Origin of the sequence: Limnospira platensis NIES-39, from assembly GCF_026000695.1 — a bacterium.
Classification (GTDB): domain Bacteria; phylum Cyanobacteriota; class Cyanobacteriia; order Cyanobacteriales; family Microcoleaceae; genus Limnospira; species Limnospira platensis.
Genome location: NZ_AP026945.1, coordinates 1069853 through 1094914 on the forward strand (window position 1 = coordinate 1069853; position 25062 = coordinate 1094914).

General features: G+C 45.4%; 27 protein-coding genes. 8 read left to right on the plus strand and 19 right to left on the minus strand.

The window, feature by feature from the left end; translation table 11 throughout:
* Positions 1–230: 230 nt before the first annotated feature.
* Positions 231–440, minus strand: a complete 210-nt coding sequence (locus N39L_RS05490; RefSeq protein ID WP_006618452.1) for a hypothetical protein — start codon at positions 438–440, stop codon at positions 231–233.
* A 281-nt stretch (positions 441–721) separates the two neighbouring features.
* Positions 722–871: a hypothetical protein gene (locus tag N39L_RS05495; protein ID WP_157888674.1), complete on the minus strand. Its 150-nt coding sequence runs from the start codon at positions 869–871 to the stop codon at positions 722–724.
* A 133-nt stretch (positions 872–1004) separates the two neighbouring features.
* On the opposite strand from N39L_RS05495, the gene N39L_RS05500 reads away from it, so the two are divergent.
* Both N39L_RS05500 and N39L_RS05505 read left to right on the plus strand, forming a co-directional pair.
* The gene (locus N39L_RS05500; protein ID WP_006618451.1) at positions 1005–1871 is read left to right on the plus strand and encodes a calcium-binding protein; all 867 of its coding nucleotides are present in this window, start codon (positions 1005–1007) and stop codon (positions 1869–1871) included.
* Between the two features lie 405 nt (positions 1872–2276).
* Positions 2277–2600 carry a calcium-binding protein gene (locus N39L_RS05505; protein WP_006618450.1) on the plus strand — a complete coding sequence of 108 codons (324 nt, stop codon included), beginning with the start codon at positions 2277–2279 and terminating at the stop codon, positions 2598–2600.
* Positions 2601–2624: 24 nt separating this feature from the next.
* Here N39L_RS05505 and yidD read toward each other — a convergent pair whose 3' ends face one another.
* Genes yidD through N39L_RS05530 form a run of 5 tightly spaced genes read right to left on the minus strand, consistent with a single transcriptional unit; the run spans position 2625 to position 6107 of the window.
* Positions 2625–2855, minus strand: coding sequence for a membrane protein insertion efficiency factor YidD (gene yidD, locus N39L_RS05510; protein ID WP_006618449.1), 231 nt, complete (start codon positions 2853–2855; stop codon positions 2625–2627).
* 1 nt (position 2856) lies between these two features.
* Entirely contained in the window at positions 2857–3753 is an 897-nt protein-coding gene (gene truB / locus N39L_RS05515) for a tRNA pseudouridine(55) synthase TruB (protein ID WP_043468047.1), read from the minus strand.
* Between the two features lie 5 nt (positions 3754–3758).
* Positions 3759–4670, minus strand: coding sequence for a calcium-binding protein (locus N39L_RS05520; protein ID WP_014274539.1), 912 nt, complete (start codon positions 4668–4670; stop codon positions 3759–3761).
* A gap of 32 nt (positions 4671–4702) precedes the next feature.
* Complete coding sequence (locus N39L_RS05525; protein WP_014274540.1) at positions 4703–5683, minus strand: ABC transporter ATP-binding protein; 981 nt, start codon at positions 5681–5683, stop codon at positions 4703–4705.
* A complete protein-coding gene (locus N39L_RS05530) occupies positions 5670–6107 on the minus strand; it encodes a CoA-binding protein (RefSeq protein WP_043468907.1) in 438 nt (145 codons plus the stop codon). Before N39L_RS05530 ends, N39L_RS05525 begins: the two co-directional genes overlap by 14 nt.
* A gap of 112 nt (positions 6108–6219) precedes the next feature.
* Here N39L_RS05530 and N39L_RS05535 point away from each other — a divergent pair, with 112 nt between their 5' ends.
* From N39L_RS05535 to gshB, 4 genes are all read left to right on the plus strand, one after another.
* Complete coding sequence (locus tag N39L_RS05535) at positions 6220–7110, plus strand: lysophospholipid acyltransferase family protein (protein ID WP_014274542.1); 891 nt, start codon at positions 6220–6222, stop codon at positions 7108–7110.
* 395 nt (positions 7111–7505) lie between these two features.
* Complete coding sequence (locus tag N39L_RS05540) at positions 7506–7694, plus strand: hypothetical protein (RefSeq protein WP_006618443.1); 189 nt, start codon at positions 7506–7508, stop codon at positions 7692–7694.
* Between the two features lie 104 nt (positions 7695–7798).
* Positions 7799–8059 (plus strand): glutaredoxin 3, encoded by a 261-nt coding sequence (gene grxC / locus N39L_RS05545; protein ID WP_006618442.1) that lies wholly within the window; start codon positions 7799–7801, stop codon positions 8057–8059.
* Between the two features lie 73 nt (positions 8060–8132).
* Entirely contained in the window at positions 8133–9116 is a 984-nt protein-coding gene (gshB, locus tag N39L_RS05550) for a glutathione synthase (protein WP_006618441.1), read from the plus strand.
* A gap of 27 nt (positions 9117–9143) precedes the next feature.
* Here gshB and N39L_RS05555 read toward each other — a convergent pair whose 3' ends face one another.
* The 7 genes from N39L_RS05555 to N39L_RS05585 all read right to left on the minus strand — a co-directional run bounded on the left by N39L_RS05555 (position 9144) and on the right by N39L_RS05585 (position 15145).
* Entirely contained in the window at positions 9144–9878 is a 735-nt protein-coding gene (locus tag N39L_RS05555) for a class I SAM-dependent methyltransferase (protein WP_006618440.1), read from the minus strand.
* A gap of 2 nt (positions 9879–9880) precedes the next feature.
* On the minus strand, positions 9881–10990 hold the full coding sequence (locus N39L_RS05560) for a hypothetical protein (protein ID WP_006618439.1): 1110 nt from the start codon (positions 10988–10990) through the stop codon (positions 9881–9883).
* Between the two features lie 151 nt (positions 10991–11141).
* The gene (gene ilvN / locus N39L_RS05565; protein WP_006618438.1) at positions 11142–11669 is read right to left on the minus strand and encodes an acetolactate synthase small subunit; all 528 of its coding nucleotides are present in this window, start codon (positions 11667–11669) and stop codon (positions 11142–11144) included.
* A gap of 166 nt (positions 11670–11835) precedes the next feature.
* Positions 11836–13221 carry a cation:proton antiporter gene (locus tag N39L_RS05570; protein ID WP_043468050.1) on the minus strand — a complete coding sequence of 462 codons (1386 nt, stop codon included), beginning with the start codon at positions 13219–13221 and terminating at the stop codon, positions 11836–11838.
* A 211-nt stretch (positions 13222–13432) separates the two neighbouring features.
* On the minus strand, positions 13433–14242 hold the full coding sequence (locus N39L_RS05575; protein WP_014274545.1) for a carbon-nitrogen hydrolase family protein: 810 nt from the start codon (positions 14240–14242) through the stop codon (positions 13433–13435).
* Between the two features lie 176 nt (positions 14243–14418).
* Entirely contained in the window at positions 14419–14544 is a 126-nt protein-coding gene (psaJ, locus tag N39L_RS05580) for a photosystem I reaction center subunit IX (protein WP_014274546.1), read from the minus strand.
* A gap of 112 nt (positions 14545–14656) precedes the next feature.
* Positions 14657–15145 carry a photosystem I reaction center subunit III, plastocyanin docking protein gene (locus tag N39L_RS05585; RefSeq protein ID WP_014274547.1) on the minus strand — a complete coding sequence of 163 codons (489 nt, stop codon included), beginning with the start codon at positions 15143–15145 and terminating at the stop codon, positions 14657–14659.
* A 168-nt stretch (positions 15146–15313) separates the two neighbouring features.
* On the opposite strand from N39L_RS05585, the gene tsaD reads away from it, so the two are divergent.
* On the plus strand, positions 15314–16357 hold the full coding sequence (tsaD, locus tag N39L_RS05590) for a tRNA (adenosine(37)-N6)-threonylcarbamoyltransferase complex transferase subunit TsaD (protein WP_014274548.1): 1044 nt from the start codon (positions 15314–15316) through the stop codon (positions 16355–16357).
* Positions 16358–16391: 34 nt separating this feature from the next.
* On the opposite strand, the gene N39L_RS05595 is transcribed toward tsaD, so the two are convergent.
* Together N39L_RS05595 and miaB are read right to left on the minus strand one after the other, a co-directional pair.
* Positions 16392–16946 carry a hypothetical protein gene (locus tag N39L_RS05595; protein WP_014274549.1) on the minus strand — a complete coding sequence of 185 codons (555 nt, stop codon included), beginning with the start codon at positions 16944–16946 and terminating at the stop codon, positions 16392–16394.
* Entirely contained in the window at positions 16943–18301 is a 1359-nt protein-coding gene (gene miaB / locus N39L_RS05600) for a tRNA (N6-isopentenyl adenosine(37)-C2)-methylthiotransferase MiaB (RefSeq protein WP_014274550.1), read from the minus strand. Before miaB ends, N39L_RS05595 begins: the two co-directional genes overlap by 4 nt.
* Before the next feature lie 82 nt (positions 18302–18383).
* On the opposite strand from miaB, the gene N39L_RS05605 reads away from it, so the two are divergent.
* Positions 18384–18569, plus strand: coding sequence for a hypothetical protein (locus N39L_RS05605; RefSeq protein ID WP_043468054.1), 186 nt, complete (start codon positions 18384–18386; stop codon positions 18567–18569).
* Positions 18570–18590: 21 nt separating this feature from the next.
* On the opposite strand, the gene N39L_RS05610 is transcribed toward N39L_RS05605, so the two are convergent.
* The 3 genes from N39L_RS05610 to N39L_RS05620 are packed head-to-tail and all read right to left on the minus strand — an operon-like array spanning position 18591 to position 25002.
* Positions 18591–20066, minus strand: coding sequence for a CPBP family intramembrane glutamic endopeptidase (locus N39L_RS05610; protein WP_014274552.1), 1476 nt, complete (start codon positions 20064–20066; stop codon positions 18591–18593).
* A gap of 36 nt (positions 20067–20102) precedes the next feature.
* A complete protein-coding gene (locus N39L_RS05615; protein WP_014274553.1) occupies positions 20103–21881 on the minus strand; it encodes a two-component system response regulator in 1779 nt (592 codons plus the stop codon).
* Between the two features lie 10 nt (positions 21882–21891).
* On the minus strand, positions 21892–25002 hold the full coding sequence (locus N39L_RS05620) for an ATP-binding protein (RefSeq protein WP_434221623.1): 3111 nt from the start codon (positions 25000–25002) through the stop codon (positions 21892–21894).
* Positions 25003–25062: the final 60 nt, after the last annotated feature.

Sequence of the window (25062 nt, forward strand, 5' to 3'; positions counted from 1 at the left end):
GCCCCTAACCAGGAGGCTTGCAGATAATCCGACTAGAGAAGCAATCGGAAGTGCGTGGCATGATTCGGCTCAATGGGCTATTCAAAGTTTCAGCAGGGCCCGTTCCCCACTCTCCCACCTCGCGTTAGCAGGTGGGAGTTCTTGAAGTAATTGACGACTTAATATTGGGGTTTATATGCAACCATAGCCAGGTAACTCGAATCGGAAAAGCGATCCAAAGTTCCATATACCTAGCCACTGGGGCATGGTTTTTGAACATCTCTGAGAATTTTAGCTGATGCCGACCACAACTGAACCAAATTGGGGACTTTTCTTAGAAGTTCCTCAAAGCTGCTATCCCTCACCCCATCAGCTATGGAAGCATTTTTTGGAGATTTAGGGAGGCGATCGACAAATTTCGGCAAAAATTTTTGGAACCATCTGCCAACCCCCTCCGTCATTTTTGTAAGTATCAGCGATATAATTGGCCTATTACTGACAGTGCGATCCAAAATAAGGCCCAGGGCATAACCAACTTGCCCTACTTAAACGGAGACAGTTGGCCATTTACTGGAACCCAAGGAATTACAAACCTCAGAAATGTAGTGTTTGTAACTGTTCGCATATAGGGTGTTTAGAGGAGTTTCTAAGTTAAAATCGTTTCAGCCATTGCCAGGGTAACGATTATCTGTTAAGCTAGTTGTGATTTTTTGCGATCTCTCTATAATGTTGAGGAATTCTCTTAAATCATAGTTTGATCGGTAATATGGGCAAAAACCCCATCTAGTTCTAACAGACTTTTCCGGTCTTTTCCCATAACAAATAGGGAAAAGGCTTCCGGGTTTCGCTGGTATGGTTGAGAAATACTGAGTGTAAAAACTGGTTTGCCCAATCATCAGCTTTAGCCAAATTACCGTAAAATTACTCTAAATTTATCGGCAAACCTACCGAATATCCAGACTGCTATTGTAGAATCCCAATTGTCGAAAATTATTCATTTGTCCAACATTTCGTGAGGAGCACTTATGTCACAGGTAGTTGACCCCACCGAGTTTCAGGTAGTTTTTACAGCCAACGGAGCCGTTATAGTCGGTAGTCCCAATCAGTCTAACCGCATTCGGGGAACTGCAGATGCTATCCGCATACAGGGTGGCGATATGGCGGATACCCTAACCGCTGGCGACAACCCCAACATGGTTATCTACGGCTTCAGCGGTAATGACTCAATAGTTGGTGGCGAAGGCGGCAACGAACTATATGGTAACCAAGGAAACGACACCATATATGGCATAGCAGGTAATAACCTAATCTATGGCGGTCAAGGTGATGACCTAATCTACGGTGGTGATGGTAATAGCAGCCTATCCGGTGACAAAGGTAACGATACCCTAGTCGGTGGTAGTGGCAATGACATCATGCGTGGTGGTGATGGAGATGATTTACTCATAGGTGGTGATGGTAACGACCTACTATTTGGGGAGAAAGGCAACGACACCCTCCAAGGTGGTCCCGGCAACGATACCATGTATGGTGGTCAAGGTGATGACCTCATCCAGGGTGGCGATGGCAATGACTTCCTAGCCGGTGACAAAGGTAACGACACCCTAACAGGTGGTGCCGGTGCTGATACCTTTGCTTTAACTGCTAATCCTAACCTAAGTCGCGATGTCATTACTGACTTCAATAGTGCAGAGGGAGACGTAATTGCTCTACGCGCTGGTGCCGGATATAACTTAGACTCCTTCCAAACTGTAGCCACTGCTGCAGACGCTGGTGGGTTAGGCGGTTTAGTTTACATCCAAAGCACAGGCGTTTTACTATTCAACGGCGAAGAAGTAGCCGAGTTCTTAGGTTCTCCAGATATTACAGCTTCCGATTTCGAGCTATTCTAAGGTTAAAATCCTTGGCGTAGGAGTTAAGTCGTATTGGTTCCCATTTTGGAATAGTAGATTGCTCCTCGATTCTCAATAGTAATTAATTTAAAAGTAGGGTTAGTAATAGCCCTACTTTTTTTGTGGCATTAATCACACAGCCTATAGCCAAAGGTATCAGGCAAAAGGCTATAGAAAAGTATTGGACTGTTTTCCGGATGAATGGCCTCTCGCCTAGAGGATAGGAGTAGTTTGATCTAATGCTGAAAATGTCTGCACATGAGATTGAGGACATGACCTGATCAGATATTCTCAAGTCCGAGGCCATCTAACCATCAATACCCTTTTCAGCCTTTTTAACACGATTACACTCAATGGATGGTTTGACCTAAGCCATGAGCCTTTATAAAAGGAAAGTCCCTAACTATGTCACAGTTTATTGAAACCCCTCAAATTGAAGAATTGGCCGACGGAAGTTTAATCTTTCGAGGAGCTACCGACCAGGAAAATGTTTTTGATGGAGGGTCCGGTGATGATAGCATTACCGGCGGGAATAGTGACGACACTTTGTATGGCGGCCCCGGTAATGACACTATTGCTGGTCTTGGTGGTAATGACCTGATTTTGGGAGAAGAGGGTGATGATTCCCTTATGGGTGGTTCTGGTGATGATACTATCTATGGTGGCGAAGGAAACGATACCATCGACGGTCAAGAAAGATCAGGAATAATGGATGATTATTATGTTTGATGTATGGCGGCGGGGGGAAAGTTGTTAATGATGATGATCATCTTTTGGGGGAACAGGATCATAGCCGCCTGGGTGAAGGGGATGACAGCGCAAAATACGAGCGATCGCCATCCATCCCCCCCGAAAAATGCCAAAGCGATCTATTGCTTCCATAGCATATTCTGAACAAGTGGGATAAAAGCGACAAGCGGGAGGAAGCACCGGAGAAATCAATGACTTATAACCCCTAATCAAACCAATTAATATCCGTTTCATATCAACTATCCAACATGACAACTTGGGGAGCTAATACCATAGTATCCTGTTCTTGAATAATGCGTCCAATACCGAGAAACTGACCGGATTGGTCATCCACCCGTAACACTGTATCGACATTTCCCGCCACGGGAACCCGCTGTCCGTGACTCCAACGTTTAGCATCTTCGGAACCGAGGGCGATCGCCTGTAAATGAGTCAAAGCCACAGAGGGGTCAAGGGGTTTAAACTGTTCCCGCTTGACGAGATCTTCCAACTCTTCAATAGTCAAACTATTTGCCAAGCTAAACCCACTCGACTGTAGGCGAACTAAACCCGCCAGAGTCCCCCCGGTGTTCAGACGTTCCCCCAAATCCCTAGCAATAGAACGGATATAAGTTCCCGGACCACAGGCGATCGCCAATTCCACCTCTGGAAACTCCCCAGGTCGCCAACTCAAAACATCCAACCCAAACACCTCCACCGTCCGGGTGGGAACTTCCACCACCTCACCCCGTCTGGCTCTCTCATATAAGCGCTTTCCCCCCACATGAATCGCACTATAATAGGGTGGTTTTTGCTCAATTTTCCCGATAAATTCAGGCAACAGGGCGGCGATATGTTCCAGTTGCAAATGAGAAGCCGATCGCACCTGTAAAGTTTCCCCCTCCAGGTCATCAGTGGCGGTTGTCATCCCAAAGCGAATCACTCCCCGATAGGCTTTCTCAGAGGACAGAAATTGCAGCAGGCGGGTAGCCCTTCCCAATGCAATAGGTAGGACCCCAGTCGCCGCCGGATCAAGGGTTCCTGCGTGTCCTACCCGCTTTAGGTGTAACACACGTCGAACCCTTGCCACACAGTCATGGGAAGTCCACTCCAGTGGCTTATTCAAATTAAGGAACCCTTGCAAATCGGCCATCAATCTTAAATAGTGATCTCATCAATTGCGGTAAAATCCCCGGAAGTGAGATTATCCACACCAACCACAATAGCCACAAAAGCGCGATTAGGATCAAAACTTTGCCTCAGTCGGATAACGGTGCTATCTTCCAGTTCCCCTTCCAGTCCCACGGAAGTACCGGAAACAAACTCTAGGTTAGTAGATCGCAGACCACCCGACAGCAAAATATCATCGTCACTCGGAGTATAATCCATAATGACATCGGCTTCCGGAATGTTGACCCCCCCACTGAGGGAACTTACCACAAAGGAGTCGCGACCTTCCCCACCGATGAGAGTATCAGCGCCAGTATCTCCCGACAGCAGATCATTGCCATCACCGCCATATAGGATATCATCGTTTTTGCCACCGAAGAGGGTATCGTTTCCATCCCCTCCATATAGCCAGTCATTAGCTAAATTGCCAAACAGCAGATCATCTCCGGCTTCACCATAGAGGGTATCTGCTTCTTGACCACCATAGAGGGTATCATTGCCATTGCCGCCATAAAGCAAATCCCGGCCTTGGTTGCCAAATAATAGGTCATTTCCGGCTTCTCCCAACAGGGTATCAGAACCGGGTCCGCCATAGATGGTATCATTATTGCTACCCCCCAATAAGGAGTCGGGTCCGTCACCTCCAAGAATGCGATCGGCGGCACCAGTCCCCCTCACGGTTTCCCCGGCTGAGTCGGTGACAGTAATTTCATTAACTGAACCATTGCTGCTCAAGGTTTCCCCAAAGTCGGGGGTTCCATTTCCCAAATTATTACCGGAATTATTAGTTCCTCCGTTGACGGAACCTTCGGGGGGGATAATCAGATCAGCGGGTAAGGTATCCACACTGAATAGCTGCTCTAAAATCTCTGGATCGATTACAACTCCTGTAGATGACATAATAATTCCTCAATGTTGTTTATAAGTTGGTTTTATCGACTGGAATAAATACCCCGTTCCCTTAATTGTTGCATAAAAAACTCTTCGAGGGAAAGGCGGGATAAATTCATGGATATCAGTTGAGCATTAATATCCTGTAAATGGGCGATAAATTCCTGGGGATTTCCTTGCAGATTGCCGCGCCAATAGTCTTGTTCAATTTCCAAGTTGGTTACCCATTCCTCCAGTTCTTGAGGATTACCACCTTTGCCACTCACGGCATAGGTTTCAGTAATTCCTAATAACTCATCCAAAGAACCGATAGAAACGAGTTCTCCCCTGGCTAAAATGGCGACGCGATCGCATATTTTCTCGACATCTGACAGGACATGACTGTTAAAAAATATGGTTTTTCCTTGCTGCTTCAGTGATAAAATAATCTCTCGGATTTGATAACGACCCATCGGATCAAGACCGGACATAGGCTCATCTAAAAATACTATTTCCGGGTCATTAATTAAGGCTTGAGCCATGCCAATCCGTTGTAGCATTCCCTTAGAATACTGTCGCATCTGTTTTTTGATGGCGGCTGATTTTGCCAGTCCGACTAAATCTAATAATTCGGGAATCCTTGGGCGACTAACTGCTTTAGGTATTTGGAAGAGTTCCGCCGCTAACTCTAAAAATTCCCACCCGGTCAGATAGTCGTAAAAATAGGCGTTTTCTGGTAAATAACCAACTCGCTGTTTAACTTGGCGATCGCCAATAGGTTTCCCCAATAAATAAGCCGCGCCAGAAGTGGGACGCACCAAGCCTAGTAACACTTTAAATAAAGTCGTTTTGCCGGCTCCATTTTGTCCCAAAAGCCCAAAAGTTTCCCCCTGATATATACTCAGACTACAATTAATCAGGGATTCGATTTTTTGATTCATCCAAAATCCCGTCCGGTAAAATTTACCTAACTTCTCGGTGCTAACTACCGCCGGGGGTGAAGATTTCGGTGATTGGGGGGGTATGGTTTCAGTCTGATTCATACTTTCTGCTTATATGAAGACGCTCGATCTCAATTTTAATACATAGGTTCATCACTAGGTTTAATCCGGCATCTAAAGCCTTTTGACTGGCTTCTGGGTGGGTGATTCCCAACTGACTCCACACGGTTTTCGCCCCAGCAGCGATCGCCTCATCAACAATTTCTGGTAGATATTGCGAACCTCGAAAAACATTCACAATATCAATAGTTTCCGGGACCGCCTGCAAATTAGGATAACAAGGTTGACCGCTAACCTCTCTCAATAAAGGATTCACCGGATAGACCCGATAGCCCCGGTTTCGCAAAAATTCAGCCACCATGTAACTAGGGCGCGCCGGTTTATTGGAATGACCATAAACGGCGATCGCCTCAGACTCCGCCAACACCTGAGCCATTGCGGTATCATCTTGGTTGAGATCAAGCATATTCTGGATATCCTCAGAATTTAGGGCCCATGGTAAACCCATCGCGGCGTTTTCCGCATCTGGAAAAGGGAAGATCTTGATTGAATCTAGTTGCTACTGGGAGTCGATAACCTTGAACCGATTTACCGATAATCATACCGAGCATCATACCGATAATAATTATGCCCCACCATCACCACCAGACCTAGATGGTTGGTGCTTACAGGGACGAGATCCTGAGTTTGTCCGATCGCTCATGCCAGTTTTGGGATGGTTTTACCAGCACTATTTTCGGGTCAAAATGGACGGCTGGCAGCATCTCCGAGATTCAGGCAGAATGTTAATTGTCGGTTCCCATAATGGTGGCTTGGCTGCGCCAGATATGCACATGGGTTTATATGGCTGGGCCGATCGCTTTGGCTGCGATCGCCCTCTATATGGTTTAATGCACCCCAAAGTCTGGGAAATGTCCCCCCCAGTTGCTACTCAAGCCGTGCGGTGTGGTGCTATTCGCGCCCATCCCCGAATGGCGATCGCCGCCTTACAAGCAGATTATCCCGTTTTGGTTTATCCAGGGGGGCCAGAAGATGTGTTTCGCCCCCACAATATGAGAAATCAGATTTATTTTGCCGGGCGGCGCGGGTTTATTAAATTGGCCCTACGCACCGAGTCCCCTATTGTTCCCCTCATTTCCCATGGAGCCCATGATACCCTCATTGTCCTCGCTGATTGTTATCAACAGGTTAAAATCCTCCATGATTTGGGGATGCCTTGGTTACTCGATATTGACCCGGAAGTTTTCCCCATTTATTTGGGACTCCCCTGGGGGTTAAGTATTGGTCCTTTGCCGAATATCCCTTTACCAGGGGAAATCTATATTCGGATCTGTCAACCTATTGTCTTTCAACGCTATGGTCGAGAGGCGGCCGGCGATCGTGATTATGTCGAGTCCTGTTACCAATTGGTCAAAACTCAGATGCAACAAGAACTCGATCGCCTTGTCCTCCAGGTCGAGAAATCCTGAATCTCCCTCTCTGGATAGTTATGCAAATCTTAAATCTTTATTAATTTGGAAAACGGCGATCGACAAAAATTAACACCCCAAATTTAATCACACCAGCTATAATCCCCAATTTCCGCCCTTTCTACCTCAACTACATTGCTCAATAACCATGATTTCCGGTTCGGGATCAAGGTATACCTAGTTAATAGCTATTGCTACCCGGTTCAAAGTCTGGCATAATTGATCAGTAGCTAAACAGAGCGACCCGTTCTTTAAGTTTTTTTAACCTGCTACTAACCATCCGTTAAATATCTCCTCTGAATGTCGTGGTAATCTGGCTAAATTGTCAGGAATTACCCGATAGTTTTGGGGTATATTAGCGCCAAATTTAAACCTAGTAAAAAAACCCATTTAAAATGTCTACCAAACAAATCATTCATTGTCCTAATTGCGGTTCCCACGCCGAACGCTATCACAGCCCTACACTCATTAAAACCCAGTGTCACACCTGTGACTATTTAATGATTACCTGTTCTGAAACCGGAAAAGTCGTCGAAGCCTACGCCCCTGGTCTATATGCCAGTGTATTGCAAGCCGTCAGCTAACCTATCCACTATTTTATGGCCACCCTGTTCCCAGGGTGGTCTCGTTGACAAAGCCTAATTAACTTAATATATTAAGAAATATTACTCATCTCCCTAAGACATATATGACTAATTCCATCGAAATCTATACTTGGAGTAGCTGCCCATTTTGTTTACGAGCTAAGGCTCTCCTCAAACGCAAAGGCTGGGAGTTTACCGAATATGTGATTGATGGAGATGAAGAAGCTCGCGATCGCATGGCCGTTAAAGCCAATGGACGGCGTTCTGTTCCCCAAGTCTTCATCAATGGTCGCCATATTGGCGGCTGTGATGACCTCCACGCCTTAGAAGCCCAAGGTCAGCTTGATTCCCTACTTAGCGCTTAGTTAAACAAAACCCCCGACTCTGTACTACTCAGCAGCAGTCTGGGGTTCATCCTGATAACTTTTAAAATTATTGATGAAATTTGCTTTTATTATTGACCCCATCGCTAATCTAAATCCCGCCCACGATAGCACTGTTGCTATCATGGAAGCCGCCCAAGTAATGGGTCATGAAATTTGGATTACTCAAAGCCATCAACTAAGTGTCATTGCGGGGAAAGCCTGGGGAACCCTAACCTCCCTTCGTTTGACTCCTATTACCCGACGCGATCAGACTTGGGTGGTCCACTCCCCCTGGTTTGAGTTGGGCGCTTCCACATTACAGCCCTTAGAAGCCATGGATGCAGTGTTTATGCGGGTTGACCCCCCCGTAACTGTGTCTTACCTATATACCACTTATATTCTCGACTATATCGACCCCACCAAAACTTTAACCGTTAATGCTCCCCAAGGGTTACGCGCTGCTAACGAAAAAATGTATGCCCTCCAGTTTGCTGATGTCATTCCTAAAACTATTGTTAGCCGCGAAAAAAAGGTAATTCGGGAATTTGTCGAACATGAAGGCGCAGCAGTTTTAAAGCCTTTGGGTGGTAAAGCCGGTGAGGGTATTTTATTTCTGGAACCAGACGATCGCAACTTTAATTCCCTCGTCGAAATCAGCACCCGCCAAGGTGTTGAACCTGTCATGATTCAAACCTACTTACCCGCCGCCAAAGATGGCGATAAACGCATTATCTTGTTAAATGGTGAACCTATTGGGGCCGTTAATCGCATTCCTACTGGTAAAGAGTTTCGCGGAAATATGGCCGTCGGCGGTCGCGTCGCTAAAACTCAAATAAGCGATCGAGAGTTGCAAATTTGTCGCCGAGTTGCTCCGAAATTAATTGAAGCGGGACTATATTTCGTCGGTCTTGATGTCATTGGTGGTTATCTCACAGAAGTTAATGTCACCAGCCCCACTGGGATTAGGGAAATCGATTTACTAGACCATGTAAGTTTGGGTTCTCAGGTGATTGAATGGGTAACTTCTCAAGTAACCCAAATGATTCATCATTCCTGATACATTACCCCGTCGGTTGGCTTTTTCTTAGGGGTTGTGGAGGATAAAAAATTCATATCCATACCATTCGTGATATTCGCGATAGATTTCCACCTCCCGTTTTTCCAGGTCTAAAATTTTCAACGCCTCCTGATTATCTTGATAAATTCGATATAGATGATTAATCCGATCCTCCAAGGGGTTATAGTAATTTAACCACCCCCCCTCTGGTAGGGTGAATTGGTTAATTATTTCATATCCGCAATGACTGATAATCTCCGATAATTCCCATAGATTTTTCATGGCTGGATAATCAGCTTGCCAAAAATCATAAACCTCTGACGGCGGATTTTCCCGTAACCACACTAACTCACTCACCATCATATAACCACCGGATTTTAGATAGGATTTAAATTGCTTTAACCCCGCCTCAAAACCCATAATATACATGGAACCCTCAGCCCAAATAATATCAAAACTAGATGGCGGAAAATTTAGGGATGACATACTTTGATTTAAACAGGTTATCCTCTCCCCAAAACCTTCGGCGATCGCCTTTTGTTTAAGACTGTCTAAATAAGGTTGATGAATATCGATCGCCGTAATTTCTCCATCCGTTAATCTCCCTAATTCCAGAGTGGACGACCCCGGACCACAACCTATATCTAAAATCTTCGGTTTCGACAAACTTGGTATCATCCCAAATCCTTGTCTAGTATACTCATCACCCCCCGGACTTTCCCTTAATAAATCCCTGTGAATTTCCCAAAAAATCTCATTCATAGTTAACTTTTCGCCTGAAAATCTTTAAAAATTGTCTGAAACCCGTACATCAATCTATTGACATTATTAACATCACCAGGAATTATACCACACTCCCATTTTCGCTTCCGACTCGCTAACAACTTCCCCGCTACTTCTGACACACTATTCGACACAAAATAACAATCTCCCGCTACCCGTAACTCCGAGGCTAAAGACAAAAACGCTTGGGCTACTTCCGGCTGTAATTCGGAAGCAGAATATTCACAATTAACCCCCAATAAAATCCGCGACGCGCGAGGTTCACGGCCGTTATTTCGACAAGCATCCGCTTCCATTTTATATAATACGCAAATATCGCAATCATACAAAACTCGCAGCCGCCCATGAACTTTAACCCCCATATGTATTTCTAAAGGTGGCTTATTAGCAAATTCAATCAGTGCGTGGGTGTAGGGCTGTGTTTTCTCATAGATTTGTCCGGGACGCTGACGAAATATTAACCTATCTGTGGCTTGTTTTGTCACATCCTTATAACTGACTTTACCCCCCTCATTTTTTGCCCCAGCTACGATGATATTAAATATATACAAAATAAACAGGTTCCTCAGTTGTTTATGTCTCCTGAGATGGGGGTTAACGATCGCCTCTAAATTTACCTTGATTTCCGTCAACAATGATGGCTGATTTTTGGCGGAATTTACCCGCAACTTTCCTAGGGTCTTTCTGACCTGTTCAGCGGCGGCTAATCTTTCTAAAATTTCCGGCTGATAAAACTTGACAAATTCTGCCTTTTGTGCTAAGTTTGAATGCCAGGATATTTCTGATTTGAAATCTGTAGTCAGTCCTTGATTATCTAAGAGAGTGGCTATTTCTTGCTCCATTTCCACCCCAGAAATCACAGTGCGATCGATAGCATCAATCAGCATTAACAACTGTTCCTGGGGGCTATAATAAGCCAATTTGAGGTCAGGGGATTTTCTCCCCATCACCATTTCCTCAACCGTTTTTCCGGCCGTTAAAATCTCCTCTACCTGTTCAGCGATCCATCCCAATTCTAACTGATTAAGTATTTCGATCAGTTCATCATAAATAGTCCCGCAATTATGTTCGTCCATACTGTTTAAAAACATAACAACCCCACACCTCCACCAGCACTATCTGGGAGGCGACTAATTATATTGTAGCTGATCAATTCAAAAATATGACTTAAAAATCAACTTTTTGGGTAAACCAAAACCCAGGACCCGCAAAAGTCGCCAGGGGTGGGGGTTTTGGTCTAAGTTAAAACTTAGGTTCAGCGGGTTGACTCTTGAGGAATTCGGTATTAACGCCAGACTCCCGCGTGAGAGCGATTTTACCAGTCCGAGAAATTTCGCGGATGCCAAATTTACTCAATACCTGAACGATCGCCACCATTTTACCAGGGTCTCCGACCACCTCAATAGTCAGGGAGTCATCCCCAATATCAACCACCCGCGCGCGAAAAATCTGAGCCAACTCAATAATCTCGGAACGAATAGCACTGTTAGGGGAGTTAACCTTCAATAACATCAACTCCCGTTCAACACAGGGAACCTCAGTAATATCAAGTACCTTGAGAACATTAATCAGCTTGTAGAGTTGCTTAGTCAACTGCTCAATAACGCGATCGTCCCCAGGGACCACCATAGTAATTCGGGAAACCCCAGATTTTTCAGCAGGTCCAACAGCCAGGCTTTCAATGTTAAATCCACGACGAGCAAACAAGCCAGCAATGCGCGTCAGAACACCCGCCTCATCTTCAACTAAAACAGAAAGGGTATGTTTCATGATTTTTTCCCAGGTATGGATGGCCAATTATATAACTCAAGCCGAACCATATTCGTACTGCGTAAGTAATTGTATCCGACAACAGCCTCAGTAGAAAAGAAAAAAAGCCCGGTTTTATTGAACCGAGCCATCAAAATCAATTCACAATCTTTTAAGGATTGACCGTTCAAGCAGTAGTTTCCGGTTCCGTAGCCGTCGGTTCATCATCACGGAAGACCACCCGCAACAAAGGCGGAGCCACAAAAGTAGTCAGAATCACCATCAAGATAATTGCCACATCCAGAGAAGGCGACAAAGCCCCACTGTCAGAACCTACCGCCGCAAATACCAAACCCACCTCGCCCCGGGGAATCATACCGACCCCGATCGCCAATCGGTTGATATTCTCCACACCAAACACGCTAAACCCAGAGATAACTTTTCCGAAAATTGCCACAACAATCAGAAAAGAAGCAATCACCAATCCCTGGCGGTTGTCAGGAACAGCAGGATTAAGAACCTCTAAATTAGTTTTCGCCCCAACCGTGACAAAAAATATCGGTACCAACACATCAGAAATCGGTCTAGTAAGTTCTTCGAGTTCCTTTCCTGGTTCAGTTTCATCCAAGACTAACCCCGCAGCAAAAGCCCCCAAAATCGCCTCTAAACCAATAGCAGCAGCGATATAAGACAGCAACAGCGCCAGAATAAAAGCCGGAATCACAATCCGACCACGGGTTTTAAACTGTTTAGCCAGAGTCACAAAAGTATCATTAAAGAACCTTCCCAGTAAGATTGCACCCACCAGAAACACAGTGGCACTGATAATCAGGAAGATAATGTTAGTAACATCGATCTCTCCGGTTTTGGCTAAACTAGCGACCACTGCGAGGACAATAATTCCCAAGATGTCATCCATGACCGCCGCGCCGAGAATAATTTGACCTTCCTTAGAAGACAAACGGCCAATTTCAGCTAACACACGGGAAGTAATCCCGATACTGGTAGCAGTCAAAGCAGCACCGGCGAAAATTGCAGCCACAGGGGGAACATTAAACAGGAGAATTAAGCCAATGGTTCCGGCGAAAAATGGAGCCACGACCCCCACAATTGCCACCACTAGGGATTGAACCCCTACTTCCAGCAGTTCACGAATATTGGATTCTAAGCCAATTTCAAATAGTAGGACGATCACCCCAATTTCAGCGAGAACGGAGATCACCTCACTTTGAGCCTCAAAGGTGGCTCCAGCTGCACTTATATCTAACCCTGCTGTCGATGACAGTATTTGCATGATCACCGAGTCAGAAGCGCCGACACCACCTTCAGGAAATACGACTAAGTGCAGAGCTGAAATACCAATGACTACCCCGCCGACTAATTCTCCTAAAACTGGGGGAAATCCTAACCAGTTGAAGAACTCGCCGCCAACTTTGCTGGCTGTATAAATGGCAACTAGGCTCAGTAGCACCGCCAATAACACTATATTCCCATCAGCTTCGGGAGCTTCGCTAATTCCCTCGATGGTGTTTGCCAACAGTGGCACGGGATCAACTCCTAAAGATGAAAACATGGAAAATGGGGAGATTATCCCGAAAAGTGATAGAACCATCCATTTTGTTAAAACTCGTTCCTGTCTACTGTAGCGAAAAGTGGGATCACATCAACTTTTGTATTAGTTATACATGGGTTACAACTCTCAAATTATTCCCCAATTACCGATTTTTCTTGGGTGCGTCAGAACTCGCCGATAGGACTGACGCACGTTATCAGTGGCTGATTTTCTAAAATACCCGATGTTTCAGAGATGGCATTTGGCGACGCACTTGCTCGAGGCGGGTGGGTTCAATATCAGCTAAGGCGACTCCTGGCTGATCACCCCCATCAACTAGTATCATTCCCCAAGGATCAATAATCATGGCGTGACCGTGGGTGTGGCGGCGGCCATAGTGACAGCCAGTTTGGGCGGGAGCAATTACATAACAAGTATTTTCGATCGCCCTAGCTTTTAGCAAAACTTCCCAGTGATCTTTCCCGGTATAGGCGGTAAAGGCGGCGGGAACAAATAACACCTCGGCTCCCCGTTTAGATAAATGCCGATACAATTCTGGAAACCGCACGTCATAACAGACAGATAAACCCAACTGACCTAATTCTGGGGAATTGTAAACAGGTGGGAAATCTGTCCCAGCTTTCACTGTTGCCGACTCACAGTAAGTGTTTCCATCAGGCACATTTACATCAAAAAGATGCACTTTTTCATATCGTGCCAACTCTTGACCATTGGGGTCTACTAACAAGGCGGTATTGCAGACTTTACCTTCTCCTTTGGGAACGGGAAACCCTCCACCCAAAAGGGTTACCTGAAAACGTTGGGCTGTAGTTTTCAGGAATTTTTCGGTGGCTTCGGCAATTTCTGAACCCTGGATAAGTTTATCTTCTTCTTCACCCATAAACGAGAAGTTTTCGGGTAAGCCAATTAATTCAGCGCCTTGACGAATAGCTAGTTCAATTAAATCGCGAGATTCTGCCAAATTTTTCTGCAAATCAGGCAGACTGGTCATTTGGATCGCGGCAGCAGTATAGGATTTCATCGATACGGAATTAGAAAAATAAGTGATTTTTATTAGGGTCAATAATCCCCCTAGGGGGCAGGTATCCTTGGACAAGATCATAGGGGCAATTTATCATCACCCCTATAAATATTAATCTCTTGTTAATTATGCGATCGCCACTTAGGGCGACCTGCCCATTTTTCGGGTTTTAGTCCCTAGAGGGGATGAAACAGAAGGTCGGGGAAAAACCGATTAAATTCGATCAGAATACCAGCAGTAATTAACAGCCAAACCGCTGCCAAAACCGGGACGGTAGACAAATATTTCAAAAAGTTCTGCATGAATTGAGCCTCCTAATTGATATGCCAAACATTCGATACAATTTGGGAAAAAGTCCCTTAACCTAACCCGTAACCTAACCCGTGAAAGGCTTAGGCCACAACCGCGCATCTCTTAGCGAGGAGAAACGGTGATTTCATTATCTTTAGCAAACATTTCCCCGGTGGTCATTTCTTTGAGAGCAGCCAGAGGCCAGAGAAATCCACCCAGCATCAATTGCACAGCTTTGGGAACATCGATAATGATTTCCTTTTCGGTGGCTTTTTTATCTTTACCAGCATACTGGAGGTAAGAACGACCTACCCAACCAATCCATCCGGCGATATACAAGAATAGAACACTGGGGATTAAGAAATCGCCAGCGTGGGACAGGCTACCATCTACAATCAGGTGAGGTAGGCCATCTTCGCCACAGAGTTCTTGGGAATAGCGCTCGAACCGAGCTTTGGCTTGGTCTGGGTTAGCACTGCGGGCGATAGAAGTTTGGGCCCGTTGCTGAAATGCGGCCGAATCAGAGCAGGGAGTCAGGTTATAAGCCTCGGCTGCTGCGCTACCACCGAACCAAAGACCGAGAGCGAGAACTAGAGCCAACAATCGTCGCATAGATTTGTTTCCTTTTGTTACAAAACAATAAGTTTTTTGTACAATCCCAACGGATTAAGGACTTAGGAGCCATCTTACTTTGAATTTAGACTCTTGACACCCATTTAATCTCGTTGTGGGGATAAGCTACTAGATGTAACTCAATCATTTGATTAAATTTATCAGCCAATGGCAACAGTTTTAGCAATTGAAACAAGTTGTGACGAAACTGGGGTAGCAATTGTAAAGAATCGTGAAGTTTACAGTAATGTGGTGGCCTCTCAAATCCCTATCCATCGCCCCTATGGGGGGGTAGTGCCGGAGGTGGCTTCGCGGCAACATTTGGAAATGGTCAACCCCCTAATTACTCAAGCACTCATGGAAGCTGATCTGGACTGGACTGATATTGATGCGATCGCTACTACCTGCGCTCCGGGGTTAGTAGGAGCGCTATTAGTGGGAATCACAGCAGCCAAAAGTTTAGCCATGGTTCACCAGAAGCCATTTTTAGGAATCCATCACCTAGAAGGTCACATCTACGCCTCCTATCTCAGTGAACCCGATTTAAAACCACCCTTTCTGTGTTTATTAGTTTCTGGGGGCCACACCAGTTTAATTCGGGTCATCGGTTGTGGTCAGTATGAAACCTTGGGTCAAACCCGCGATGATGCGGCGGGAGAAGCCTTTGATAAGGTGGCTCGTTTACTTAACCTCGGTTATCCAGGGGGCCCAGTTATCGATCGCCTTGCAGCCAGTGGCAACCCCCAAGCCTTCCCTCTCCCAGAGGGTCGCATTTCCCTACCTGGGGGCGGCTATCATCCCTATGATTCCAGCTTTAGCGGCCTGAAAACGGCTGTCTTACGTTTGGTGGATAAATTAAACCAAAAAGGGGGAGAACTGCCCGTGGCAGACCTCGCAGCCAGCTTTCAGGACACAGTTGCCAGGGGGTTAACCAAACGAGCGATCGCCTGCGCCCTCAATTACCAATTGGATACTATTACCGTTGGGGGGGGAGTAGCTGCTAACAGTCGCCTCCGTCATTTGTTACAGGAAGCAGCTACGGAAAACCATTTAAGGGTTTTGTTCCCTCCGATGAAATTCTGCACTGATAATGCGGCGATGATCGCCTGTGCGGCGGCGGATCACCTTGAACATGATCACACCTCCCCTCTCACCTTGGGGGCTTATTCTCGCATGGCGATCGCCGATGTCATGAAACTCTTTGAAAATTAGCACCAATCTCCGGGGGGGTGTTGCTACGTCTTAATCACAAGACATTCTGAGTGGCGATCGGTTGTACAAAGCGATGGTTAGCCCGCACAAAACAATTACTCGCCGCCCCTTGTTCATCAGTACGTTCAACATACATCCAGGGTTGGTTTTCGTTATCATAAACAATACCAAATCCTGCCGGACCCAGATTAATCTCAAAATCCTGTCCTTGTTTGATAGTCCCCACTACTGGCCAGTTTTTGATATTCATAGTCACCTGACCCTGGTTAGCCAGAAGTTGATCATAGCTGCTGAGATTATCAGCCATGCGACAGTTTAAACCGTTGGGGTCTCTGTCTGTCACTTCCCAGGTGGTATGAGTTGACCGGGTATAATCACCATTATCTCTGGGTTTCGGTAAATTCATACCCCCCTGACCCGGTTGCGCCAGAGAAGGGGGATTTTGAATTACTGTAGGTACAGGACCGGCTGGGGCCACCTGAACCGCATTACTTTGGGCTTGAGGGTTTTTCTGGCAGGCGATCGCACTTACCCAAACCATCCCCAGCAGAGAGACAAAACCGATTGTTTTCAAAATTTTAGTATTCATAGGGTCACATATAACTCAATAGGTTCTCCGGTGAGGCTAAATGCCCGCACCTCTATAATCTTCACTTTCACCAGTTCACCTGAGAGTTCCGCCAAATTCCCTTTAAAAAACGTCAGACGATTACCACGGGTACGTCCCATCACCTGGCTGGGGTCTTTGGGGTTTGTGCCTTCCACTAATACCTCCTCAATGCGATCGCGGTATCTTTCCGATCTCTCCATAGCCTTCACATTCACCAGTCGATTTAACCGTTGTAGGCGATCGGCCTTCACCTCCTCCGAAAGCTGATTTTCCCACAACGCCGCCCCAGTTCCCGGACGGGGGGAATAAGCCGCCGTGTTCAACAGGTCAAAAGCAATATCATCAACCAGTTTTAGGGTATTCTCAAACTGCGCCTCTGTTTCTCCCGGAAACCCCACGATCGCATCAGCACTAATTGACGCATCGGGAATATACTCGCGAATAGTATTAATAATCCGACGATATTTTTCATGGGTGTATCCCCGCGCCATCGCCCTTAGCACATCATTATCTCCCGACTGAAACGGGATATGGAAATGTTCGCACACCTTCGGAAGTTCCGCACAGGCGCGAATTAATCTTTCTGTAAAATAGCGAGGATGACTCGTAGCGAAACGGATACGCTCAATACCCGGTATGTCATGCACATAATAGAGCAGGTCTGTCAAAGTGTGTTGGTGGCGACCGTCTGGCGTAGAACCGGGGAGGTCGCGGCCATAGGCATCAATATTTTGTCCCAGCAGTGTAACTTCTTTATAACCCGCCCTCGCTAATTCTTCCATTTCCGCCCGGATAGCTTCCGGGGTGCGGGACTGTTCGGTTCCTCGGACGTTGGGAACTACGCAATAGGTACAGCGTTCATTGCAACCATAAATCACATTCACCCAGGCGGTGATATTGCTATCTCGGCGGGGTTTGGTGATGTCTTCCACAATATTAATCGGTTCAGTCGCCACCACCTGGGAACCCTCAAAGACTTGTTCTAATAGGTCTTGGAGACGGTTGGCGTGTTGGGGTCCCATGACCAAATCAAGTTCAGGAACCCGACGCAGCAGCGCTTCTCCTTCCTGTTGGGCGACGCATCCCGCTACAATTAGGGTCAGGTTCGGATTTTCCTGTTTCCGTTTCGCTTGTCTCCCCAGGTAGGAGTAGACTTTCTGTTCCGCGTTATCGCGAATGGTACAGGTGTTGTAAAGCACGATATCAGCTTGGTTTGGGTCCTCAACGAAGGTTAACCCCATTTCGTCTAAAATGCCTGCCATGCGTTCGGAGTCGGCTTTGTTCATTTGACATCCGAAAGTGGTGATATGGTAATGGCGGGGTTGTGTGGTCATGGTTGGATATTAGGGATAACTTATCGATTGGTCTATCAGTTGAATGACCATTATAATTGAATGGTTGGCTTTGTGATTTTTTATGTCTAAGCGAATTCAGGTTTTGATGGTTGGTGCGATCGCTTTGCTGTCCTTGGGGGTGGCGACTTGGTACACTCATTTTGAGTTATCCCTGCTCACCGGTTTATTATTGGCGATCGCTTCTAAGGGTATACGGCGGCGACGCTATCATCAAGATTATTCCTCCGAAGATTCCCCAGATATTTAAATCTTGGGGCTTCCTGAGCGACTAATTAGCGCCACTTCCTAAGATATACAGACTGATTAAAGTGCCGCTATTCCATAAACTGTGTAGCAACATGGGAGCCAAGAGATTGCGCGATCGTGTATAGACAAACCCCAGGACAATTCCTAACACAAATAAAGGCAAAATTTCCGAGACATTCAAATGAGCCACAGCAAACAGTAACCCACTGGCTATAATTGCACCCCACAGCGGAAAATAGCGGGTTAACGAAGGTAACAGAAACCCCCGAAATAATACCTCCTCAAACCAAGGTGCTGCTATAGAAGCCGTGAAGAAAAATATCCCTAAAGCTACCGGATCTCGATTTTCCAAAGCTATGGGTAATATCGGATTACTTCCCCCTTGACCATCCCATAATCTTTGATTGACTAAGGAAGTTAAAATCACTAAGGGTAAAGCTACGCAATAGCCACCGAAACCCCAGAATAACCAACTATCCCATAATTTGAACCTAAACCAACCTTCCGGGAGAGGGAAAAATGATTTTATAGACAGATATAAAACCCCCAAACCACCACCCACTAAAATCATATAAGTTAGGAGGATATAAAAGGCTTGCAGTCTCACATCTCCCGCCGCTCTTAAACCCAGGAGTTGAAAAATCAGCGGGATTAACAACTGTCCAACTAGGAAAAACCCTAAAACAAACACTTGCACAATCGTTTCCGCTGTCCAAGGTACAGACCATTCTACATCAGCATTGCGGTTGATAATTGCCTGTTCACGTTTCAGGAACCATTGCACCCCTAAAATGATAGATAGGATAATTCCCGACACCAACCCGAACCCAGGAATAGCCGAAACAATGGCTAATTTATAAACAGCATTTTCTGAGGTTTCCTGTTGTTGATTATTGAGTTGTTGTAAGACATCTTCACGGTTTTGTAAATCGTAGAGTTGGGCTAAACCTTGAAAGCGGAACCAACCCTCTAAATTTGCCTGTAAAATATCTTCGTCATCAGCCCCTATATCTGGTGGCTCTGTCCAGAGTCCTACTAATACTTGAGCCGTGGCACTGGTGGGATAATTACCATTGTTAGAAATGAGGGATTCCCAAGTGGCGATCGCCTTTTGGGAGTCTCCCAGCACCGCTTGCATAATGCCAATTCGCAATTCTAACTCACCTATGGTCTGTGCTAATTCTCCCCGCGAAAATTCTGAAGGCTGATTGGGTTGTAGTCGCTGTAAATTTTGGTAGTTAGACTCCTGCACCTTTTGGTATTGTTGGAGCGCAGAATTAACCGCATCTTTACCGATGATATTATCTCGTAGGGTTAGCCAATTCGCCCGGTCTTCCGTCTGTGGTTCCCACTCAGAAGCCTGGAGAACTAAATTGGTCTGATACAGTTCCAGACGGCTTTGAATTTGGGGCTGAGTCCAACTTCCCAGTAGGCTTAAAGTTACATATAGTATAGATATAAAAGTGAGAATGCTTAAAATTATCTGTTTTAATTTCATGTACTTTCTGTTACCGTCAATTTTTATCAATGAGACTTACCATTGGGGATGGCTGGCCAAAAGTTCAGCCATTTGAGTAGCAGGTAAAGGCCGAGAAAAGAAATATCCTTGTCCGCCATTACATTGGAGTTCTCGCAGTTGTGCAAGTTGTTCGGGGGTTTCTATTCCCTCAGCTACCGCTACCATGTTTAAAGTTTTAGAGATACCAATGATAGCAGGAATTAGCCCCAGGTTTTCAGGAGTTCCATCTAAAAGACTGACAAAAGACTTATCAATTTTAATGGTGTCCACCGGGAATGCGTGTAAATAACTTAGGGAAGAGTAGCCTGTGCCAAAATCATCGAGACTTAAACCGATGTGGCGATCGCGAAATTGGGTTAAAATAGTCCGGGCTGTTTGTGTATTTTCGACGATCGCACTTTCGGTCATTTCTAATCTCAGGCATTTAGGATTTAAACCACTTTCAGTCAGGATATCATCAACGGTAGCAATGAGATCGGCTTGGGTAAACTGTCTGACAGAGAGATTTACGCTAATACTAACATATTCATCCACCAATTTCTGTTCTTGCCAATGTTTGAGTTGATGACAGGCTTCTACCAGCATCAAAGTTCCAATAGTAGTAATTACCCCCATTTCCTCAGCCAAGGGGATAAACATACCAGGGGAGACCAAACCCCGTTGGGGATGTTGCCAACGCACCAAGGCTTCCATGCTATAAATTTTACCAGTTTCCAGATTAATAATTGGCTGATAATAAGCCATTAATTCTTGATTGTCTAGTGCCCGTCTCAGGTCAGTTTCTAACCCCAATAAATCGAGGGCTTCTTTGTGCATAGCCGGGTCAAAGATATGATATTGTCCCCGTCCTAGGGCTTTGGCACGATACATAGCTGTATCTGCATCTCGCAATAAATGCTCTGGTTGTTGATAGTCCGTATTACTGAGAACCACACCGATACTCATATTAATAAAAATCTCTCGGCTATAGATTTGAAAAGGACAAGACATCACCTCCAGAATAGAATCAGCGAGATTCCTTACGGGTTCAATTTCATTAACATCATGTACAATAATGGCAAATTCATCTCCGCCCAAACGGGAGAGTAAATCATTATTTTTGAGTATTTTTTGAATGCGATCGCCAATAGCAATTAACAATTCATCTCCCACCGTATGCCCCAAGGAATCATTCACCACCTTAAAGCGATCGCAATCCATAAACAGCACCGCAAAACCCTGACTATTTCCCTCCTTTAAATTGTTCATTGCCCCAGATACCTGCTCCATAAATAAAGTCCGGTTGGGCAGTCGTGTCAACGGGTCATGCAGAGCCATTTCCAATAACTTAGCATTAGCCATTTCTAATTGTTGAGTGCGTTCTTTAACCCTAGCTTCTAACTCAGTATTTAACTCGAGAATTTTCTTTTCCGCCGCCTTCAGCATCAGGTGATTTTCCACCCGAACTAGAACCTCCTCCATTTGAAAAGGCTTTGTAATATAGTCTACACCGCCAGACCCAAAGGCTTTCACCTTATCAAACACATCATTTAAAGCACTGAGAAATATTACCGGAACCTTAGCCAAGTTTTGATTATTTTTTAATTCTTTACAAACCTGATATCCATCCATTCCCGGCATCATAATATCCAGTAGAATCAAATCCGGCGGCACTGTCTTAACCGCCATCAAAGCCATTTTACCATTAACAGCCTTGCGGACATTGTATCCTTCCATCATCAAAATTTCCGAGAGAAGGTGTAAATTTTCCGGCTTGTCATCAACTACTAAGATATCTGCTTTTGGTGTATCCACTTATTTTCACTCAATTCGGTATTTGTCGGATATTAGGTGCTTCCGGCTTGGTTTGTTCTACCAATTCCAGGACCTTATCAAACTGAAAACTTCCCACCCATTCTGTGATTGTATTAGCCAGATTACTGTATTGAGTGGGAATCTCTTCAATCAGGTCTAACAGTAGTAAATCACTCCCCTGAGCCGCAGCAGAATAGACCTGATCGAGCCAATATTCTGGCATTTCTCGGATTTGTTCTAAGTTAAGTTGTGATGGTTCGGTCTGGTCATGATCTTGGGAAGAATTCAAATTTACAGACATCTCCGGCTGTGTATTGTAAATATATTGCACACCCAGATATTGACTCAATTTACTGAGCAATTCTCCTCGCTGAAAAGGTTTTCGCAACAAATCATTGCATCCCACCTTCATAATATCCTGTCTTTGTTCCTCAAAGGCACTAGCTGTCAGTGCAATAATGATGGTCTCCCCACCCCCAGGCTGAGAGCGAATTTGGCGGGTAGCCTCATAACCATTGACCACAGGCATTCGCATATCCATAAAAATCAGGTCAGGGTTCCACTCTTGCCAAATAGCGATCGCCTCCGAGCCATTGTTAGCTGGTCGGACCGAAAAACCCAGGACACTCAGGAGTTCCACCAGCAATAAACGATTGCTTTCTCGGTCTTCAACCACCAAAATGCGATAGACTGGCTGATCAGCAGTCAAACCGATGACCCTATCCATAATAGATGCGATCGCCTGGTTTGGCTTGTCCTCACTCCTTTGCACTGGAATAGTAAACGAAAAAGTCGAACCCCGATTTAGACAACTACGAACCGTAATTTCATCACCCATTAGTTTGACAAATTGCTGTGCAATTGCCAACCCCAGACCGCTACCCTCGGAAGCATTTAAACCCGTTTCCGTTTGTGCAAAGGCTTCAAACAGTCCTTCACAGTCTTCGGGAGCAATTCCCAGCCCAGTATCTTCCACTTCAAATTGTAATAGATCTGAAGCATCCCGGTTTTGGTGAGAAACCCGAACAGTCACACTACCTTCATCAGTAAACTTAATGGCATTTCCCAATAAATTAATCAACACCTGACGCAATTTTTTCTCGTCAGCTTTAATATGCCTAATCAAACCTTTGGGGCGCTCAAAAATCAGATGTAAATTTTTAGAAGTAGCCCGCAATTTAAACAAATCTTCCAAACCCTGAAGAAACTCATACAAATCAAAGCCATTCACCTGAAGTGTCGCCCGTCCCGCCTCAATCCTAGACATTTCCAAAATATCATTAATCAGACCGAGAAGATGCTCACCCGACCGATTAATAATCTCAATATGTTGACGATTTTCGGGAGCCAGATTCTGGTTAGTAGACATCAGTTGAGCAAAGCCCAAAATCGCATTTAAAGGAGTTCTTAACTCATGACTCATATTCGCCAAAAACTCACTTTTAGAGCGATTAGCCGCATCGGCAATTTCCTTAGCCTGTTGCAGTTGTCTAGCCTGTTCTTGAGTTTTTGCCAACAATTCCGCCTGTTGAACAGCCACCCCCAACTGAGAGCCAATTTGTGTCACTGTGCGAATTTCAGCAGTCGTCCAAATGCGGGGATGATAATTCTGGTAGACTGCCAATAATCCCCAAAGTTGATAGCCCGAAAAAATCGGGGTAATAATATAAGCCCTAGCTTGAAACTGTTTTAATAATTCCAGATAACAAGCATCGAAACCCATTTCATAAATATCATTCACACATCTATAACTGACCCCTTTTCCATAAATACCACCTTGATTTTGTTGCAAATAAGTATCCGAAATCACATGGCGATAATTAATTTCCTGAAAAGCACATTTTTCCTGTTCAATAGCGATGCGGGTAGCCTTACTATCTCGTAGAGGTCCGGCCGTAAGTTGCACCCAACCTTCAGCCACGGACTCAGCCATAAATTCTCCACTCCAGTCTTCCCGGAAGCGATAAACCAAAACCCGATCGCAATTTAAAACCTGTCTAAGTTCCCCAGTCGTAGCACTAAAAATCTGCTCAAGTTCCAAAGTTTTTCGCATTTGCTGAACCATTTGCAGAATAGAGCGTTCTTGTTCCGCCCCTTCCCGCAGAGCCTGTTCAGCCATTTTCCGGTCGGTAATATCAGTATGAAATCCCACCATACGATAGGGCTGGTTATGTTCATCCCAAAGAGCCACCCCCCTAGAGCGAATCCAGCGCCATTCACCATTATCTAATTCGGTGCGATATTCCACATCAAAAGCGGGAATTTCCTTAGCTAAATAGCTATTTAACATCTCTTTAACCCACAGGCGGTCATCTGGATGAACAATTTTTAGCGCCGAGTCCAAATTAGAGAAACAATCTAAATCCGGTTGGCAGCCGAACATAATTTTGCCTCGGGGGGACAGATAAACCTCATCGGTAGAAATATCCCAATCCCAAATGCCATCATTAGCACCCTCCACCGCCAGAGTAAATCTCTCTTGACTGCGCCTGAGAGCCTCTTCTGCCTGCTTTTGGTTAGTAATATCACTAATAGTACATATAACCCGCATCACCTCACCTCCCGGCTCGTGTAGTGTGGCATTCACCAATAACCACCGTCGCTGTTGAGTTGTCGGGTCATCAAACCCCAGAACCAGATGATGGACGGCTTCACCTGTGGCGATCGCCCTTTGTACAGGTAAATCTGACAAGGAAATTGGCGATCCATCCTCCATCACCAAATGCCAACCTTCTCCAAACACCTGAAGGCTATCTGGTTCAATATCGAGCCGTAAAAGATCCAAGGCGGCCTGATTAAAAACCAAAATTTCCGCCTTAGCATTCAGCAGCAACATTCCCACCTGCATTTGCTGAATCAAAGTCCGAAACTGCTGTTCACTGTCTTTTAAAACTTTTTCCCGCGCCAATTGATTGACCAATTTGTGATCCCATAACTTAGTTAACACAATAAAAAATAGACAGATCACCGTCCCCAATCCGACTGCGATCGCCAACCCAGAGGGACTCAAATGGGGATTCACAGTCAGACCAGAATCAATAGGCAGATTTAATCTGGGTACAAACTTAGTCGCCGACCTTCCTAGATAGTGCATTCCACTGACACCCAATCCCATAATCATGGCACTGATCACCTTTTGTGGAGTTTTGGCGACCACAGAATCATCGAGTAGTCGAAAAGC

Bases quoted from the DNA above. Each gene is read 5' to 3' on its own strand.
- N39L_RS05490 (WP_006618452.1), bottom strand. From the start codon at position 440: ATGACGGAGGGGGTTGGCAGATGGTTCCAAAAATTTTTGCCGAAATTT.
- N39L_RS05500 (WP_006618451.1), top strand. From the start codon at position 1,005: ATGTCACAGGTAGTTGACCCCACCGAGTTTCAGGTAGTTTTTACAGCC.
- N39L_RS05505 (WP_006618450.1), top strand. From the start codon at position 2,277: ATGTCACAGTTTATTGAAACCCCTCAAATTGAAGAATTGGCCGACGGA.
- yidD (WP_006618449.1), bottom strand. From the start codon at position 2,855: ATGAAACGGATATTAATTGGTTTGATTAGGGGTTATAAGTCATTGATT.
- truB (WP_043468047.1), bottom strand. From the start codon at position 3,753: ATGGCCGATTTGCAAGGGTTCCTTAATTTGAATAAGCCACTGGAGTGG.
- N39L_RS05520 (WP_014274539.1), bottom strand. From the start codon at position 4,670: ATGTCATCTACAGGAGTTGTAATCGATCCAGAGATTTTAGAGCAGCTA.
- N39L_RS05525 (WP_014274540.1), bottom strand. From the start codon at position 5,683: ATGAATCAGACTGAAACCATACCCCCCCAATCACCGAAATCTTCACCC.
- N39L_RS05530 (WP_043468907.1), bottom strand. From the start codon at position 6,107: ATGCTTGATCTCAACCAAGATGATACCGCAATGGCTCAGGTGTTGGCG.
- N39L_RS05540 (WP_006618443.1), top strand. From the start codon at position 7,506: ATGTCTACCAAACAAATCATTCATTGTCCTAATTGCGGTTCCCACGCC.
- grxC (WP_006618442.1), top strand. From the start codon at position 7,799: ATGACTAATTCCATCGAAATCTATACTTGGAGTAGCTGCCCATTTTGT.
- gshB (WP_006618441.1), top strand. From the start codon at position 8,133: ATGAAATTTGCTTTTATTATTGACCCCATCGCTAATCTAAATCCCGCC.
- N39L_RS05555 (WP_006618440.1), bottom strand. From the start codon at position 9,878: ATGAATGAGATTTTTTGGGAAATTCACAGGGATTTATTAAGGGAAAGT.
- N39L_RS05560 (WP_006618439.1), bottom strand. From the start codon at position 10,990: ATGTTTTTAAACAGTATGGACGAACATAATTGCGGGACTATTTATGAT.
- ilvN (WP_006618438.1), bottom strand. From the start codon at position 11,669: ATGAAACATACCCTTTCTGTTTTAGTTGAAGATGAGGCGGGTGTTCTG.
- N39L_RS05570 (WP_043468050.1), bottom strand. From the start codon at position 13,221: ATGTTTTCATCTTTAGGAGTTGATCCCGTGCCACTGTTGGCAAACACC.
- N39L_RS05575 (WP_014274545.1), bottom strand. From the start codon at position 14,242: ATGAAATCCTATACTGCTGCCGCGATCCAAATGACCAGTCTGCCTGAT.
- psaJ (WP_014274546.1), bottom strand. From the start codon at position 14,544: ATGCAGAACTTTTTGAAATATTTGTCTACCGTCCCGGTTTTGGCAGCG.
- N39L_RS05585 (WP_014274547.1), bottom strand. From the start codon at position 15,145: ATGCGACGATTGTTGGCTCTAGTTCTCGCTCTCGGTCTTTGGTTCGGT.
- tsaD (WP_014274548.1), top strand. From the start codon at position 15,314: ATGGCAACAGTTTTAGCAATTGAAACAAGTTGTGACGAAACTGGGGTA.
- N39L_RS05595 (WP_014274549.1), bottom strand. From the start codon at position 16,946: ATGAATACTAAAATTTTGAAAACAATCGGTTTTGTCTCTCTGCTGGGG.
- miaB (WP_014274550.1), bottom strand. From the start codon at position 18,301: ATGACCACACAACCCCGCCATTACCATATCACCACTTTCGGATGTCAA.
- N39L_RS05605 (WP_043468054.1), top strand. From the start codon at position 18,384: ATGTCTAAGCGAATTCAGGTTTTGATGGTTGGTGCGATCGCTTTGCTG.
- N39L_RS05610 (WP_014274552.1), bottom strand. From the start codon at position 20,066: ATGAAATTAAAACAGATAATTTTAAGCATTCTCACTTTTATATCTATA.
- N39L_RS05620 (WP_434221623.1), bottom strand. From the start codon at position 25,002: ATGATTATGGGATTGGGTGTCAGTGGAATGCACTATCTAGGAAGGTCG.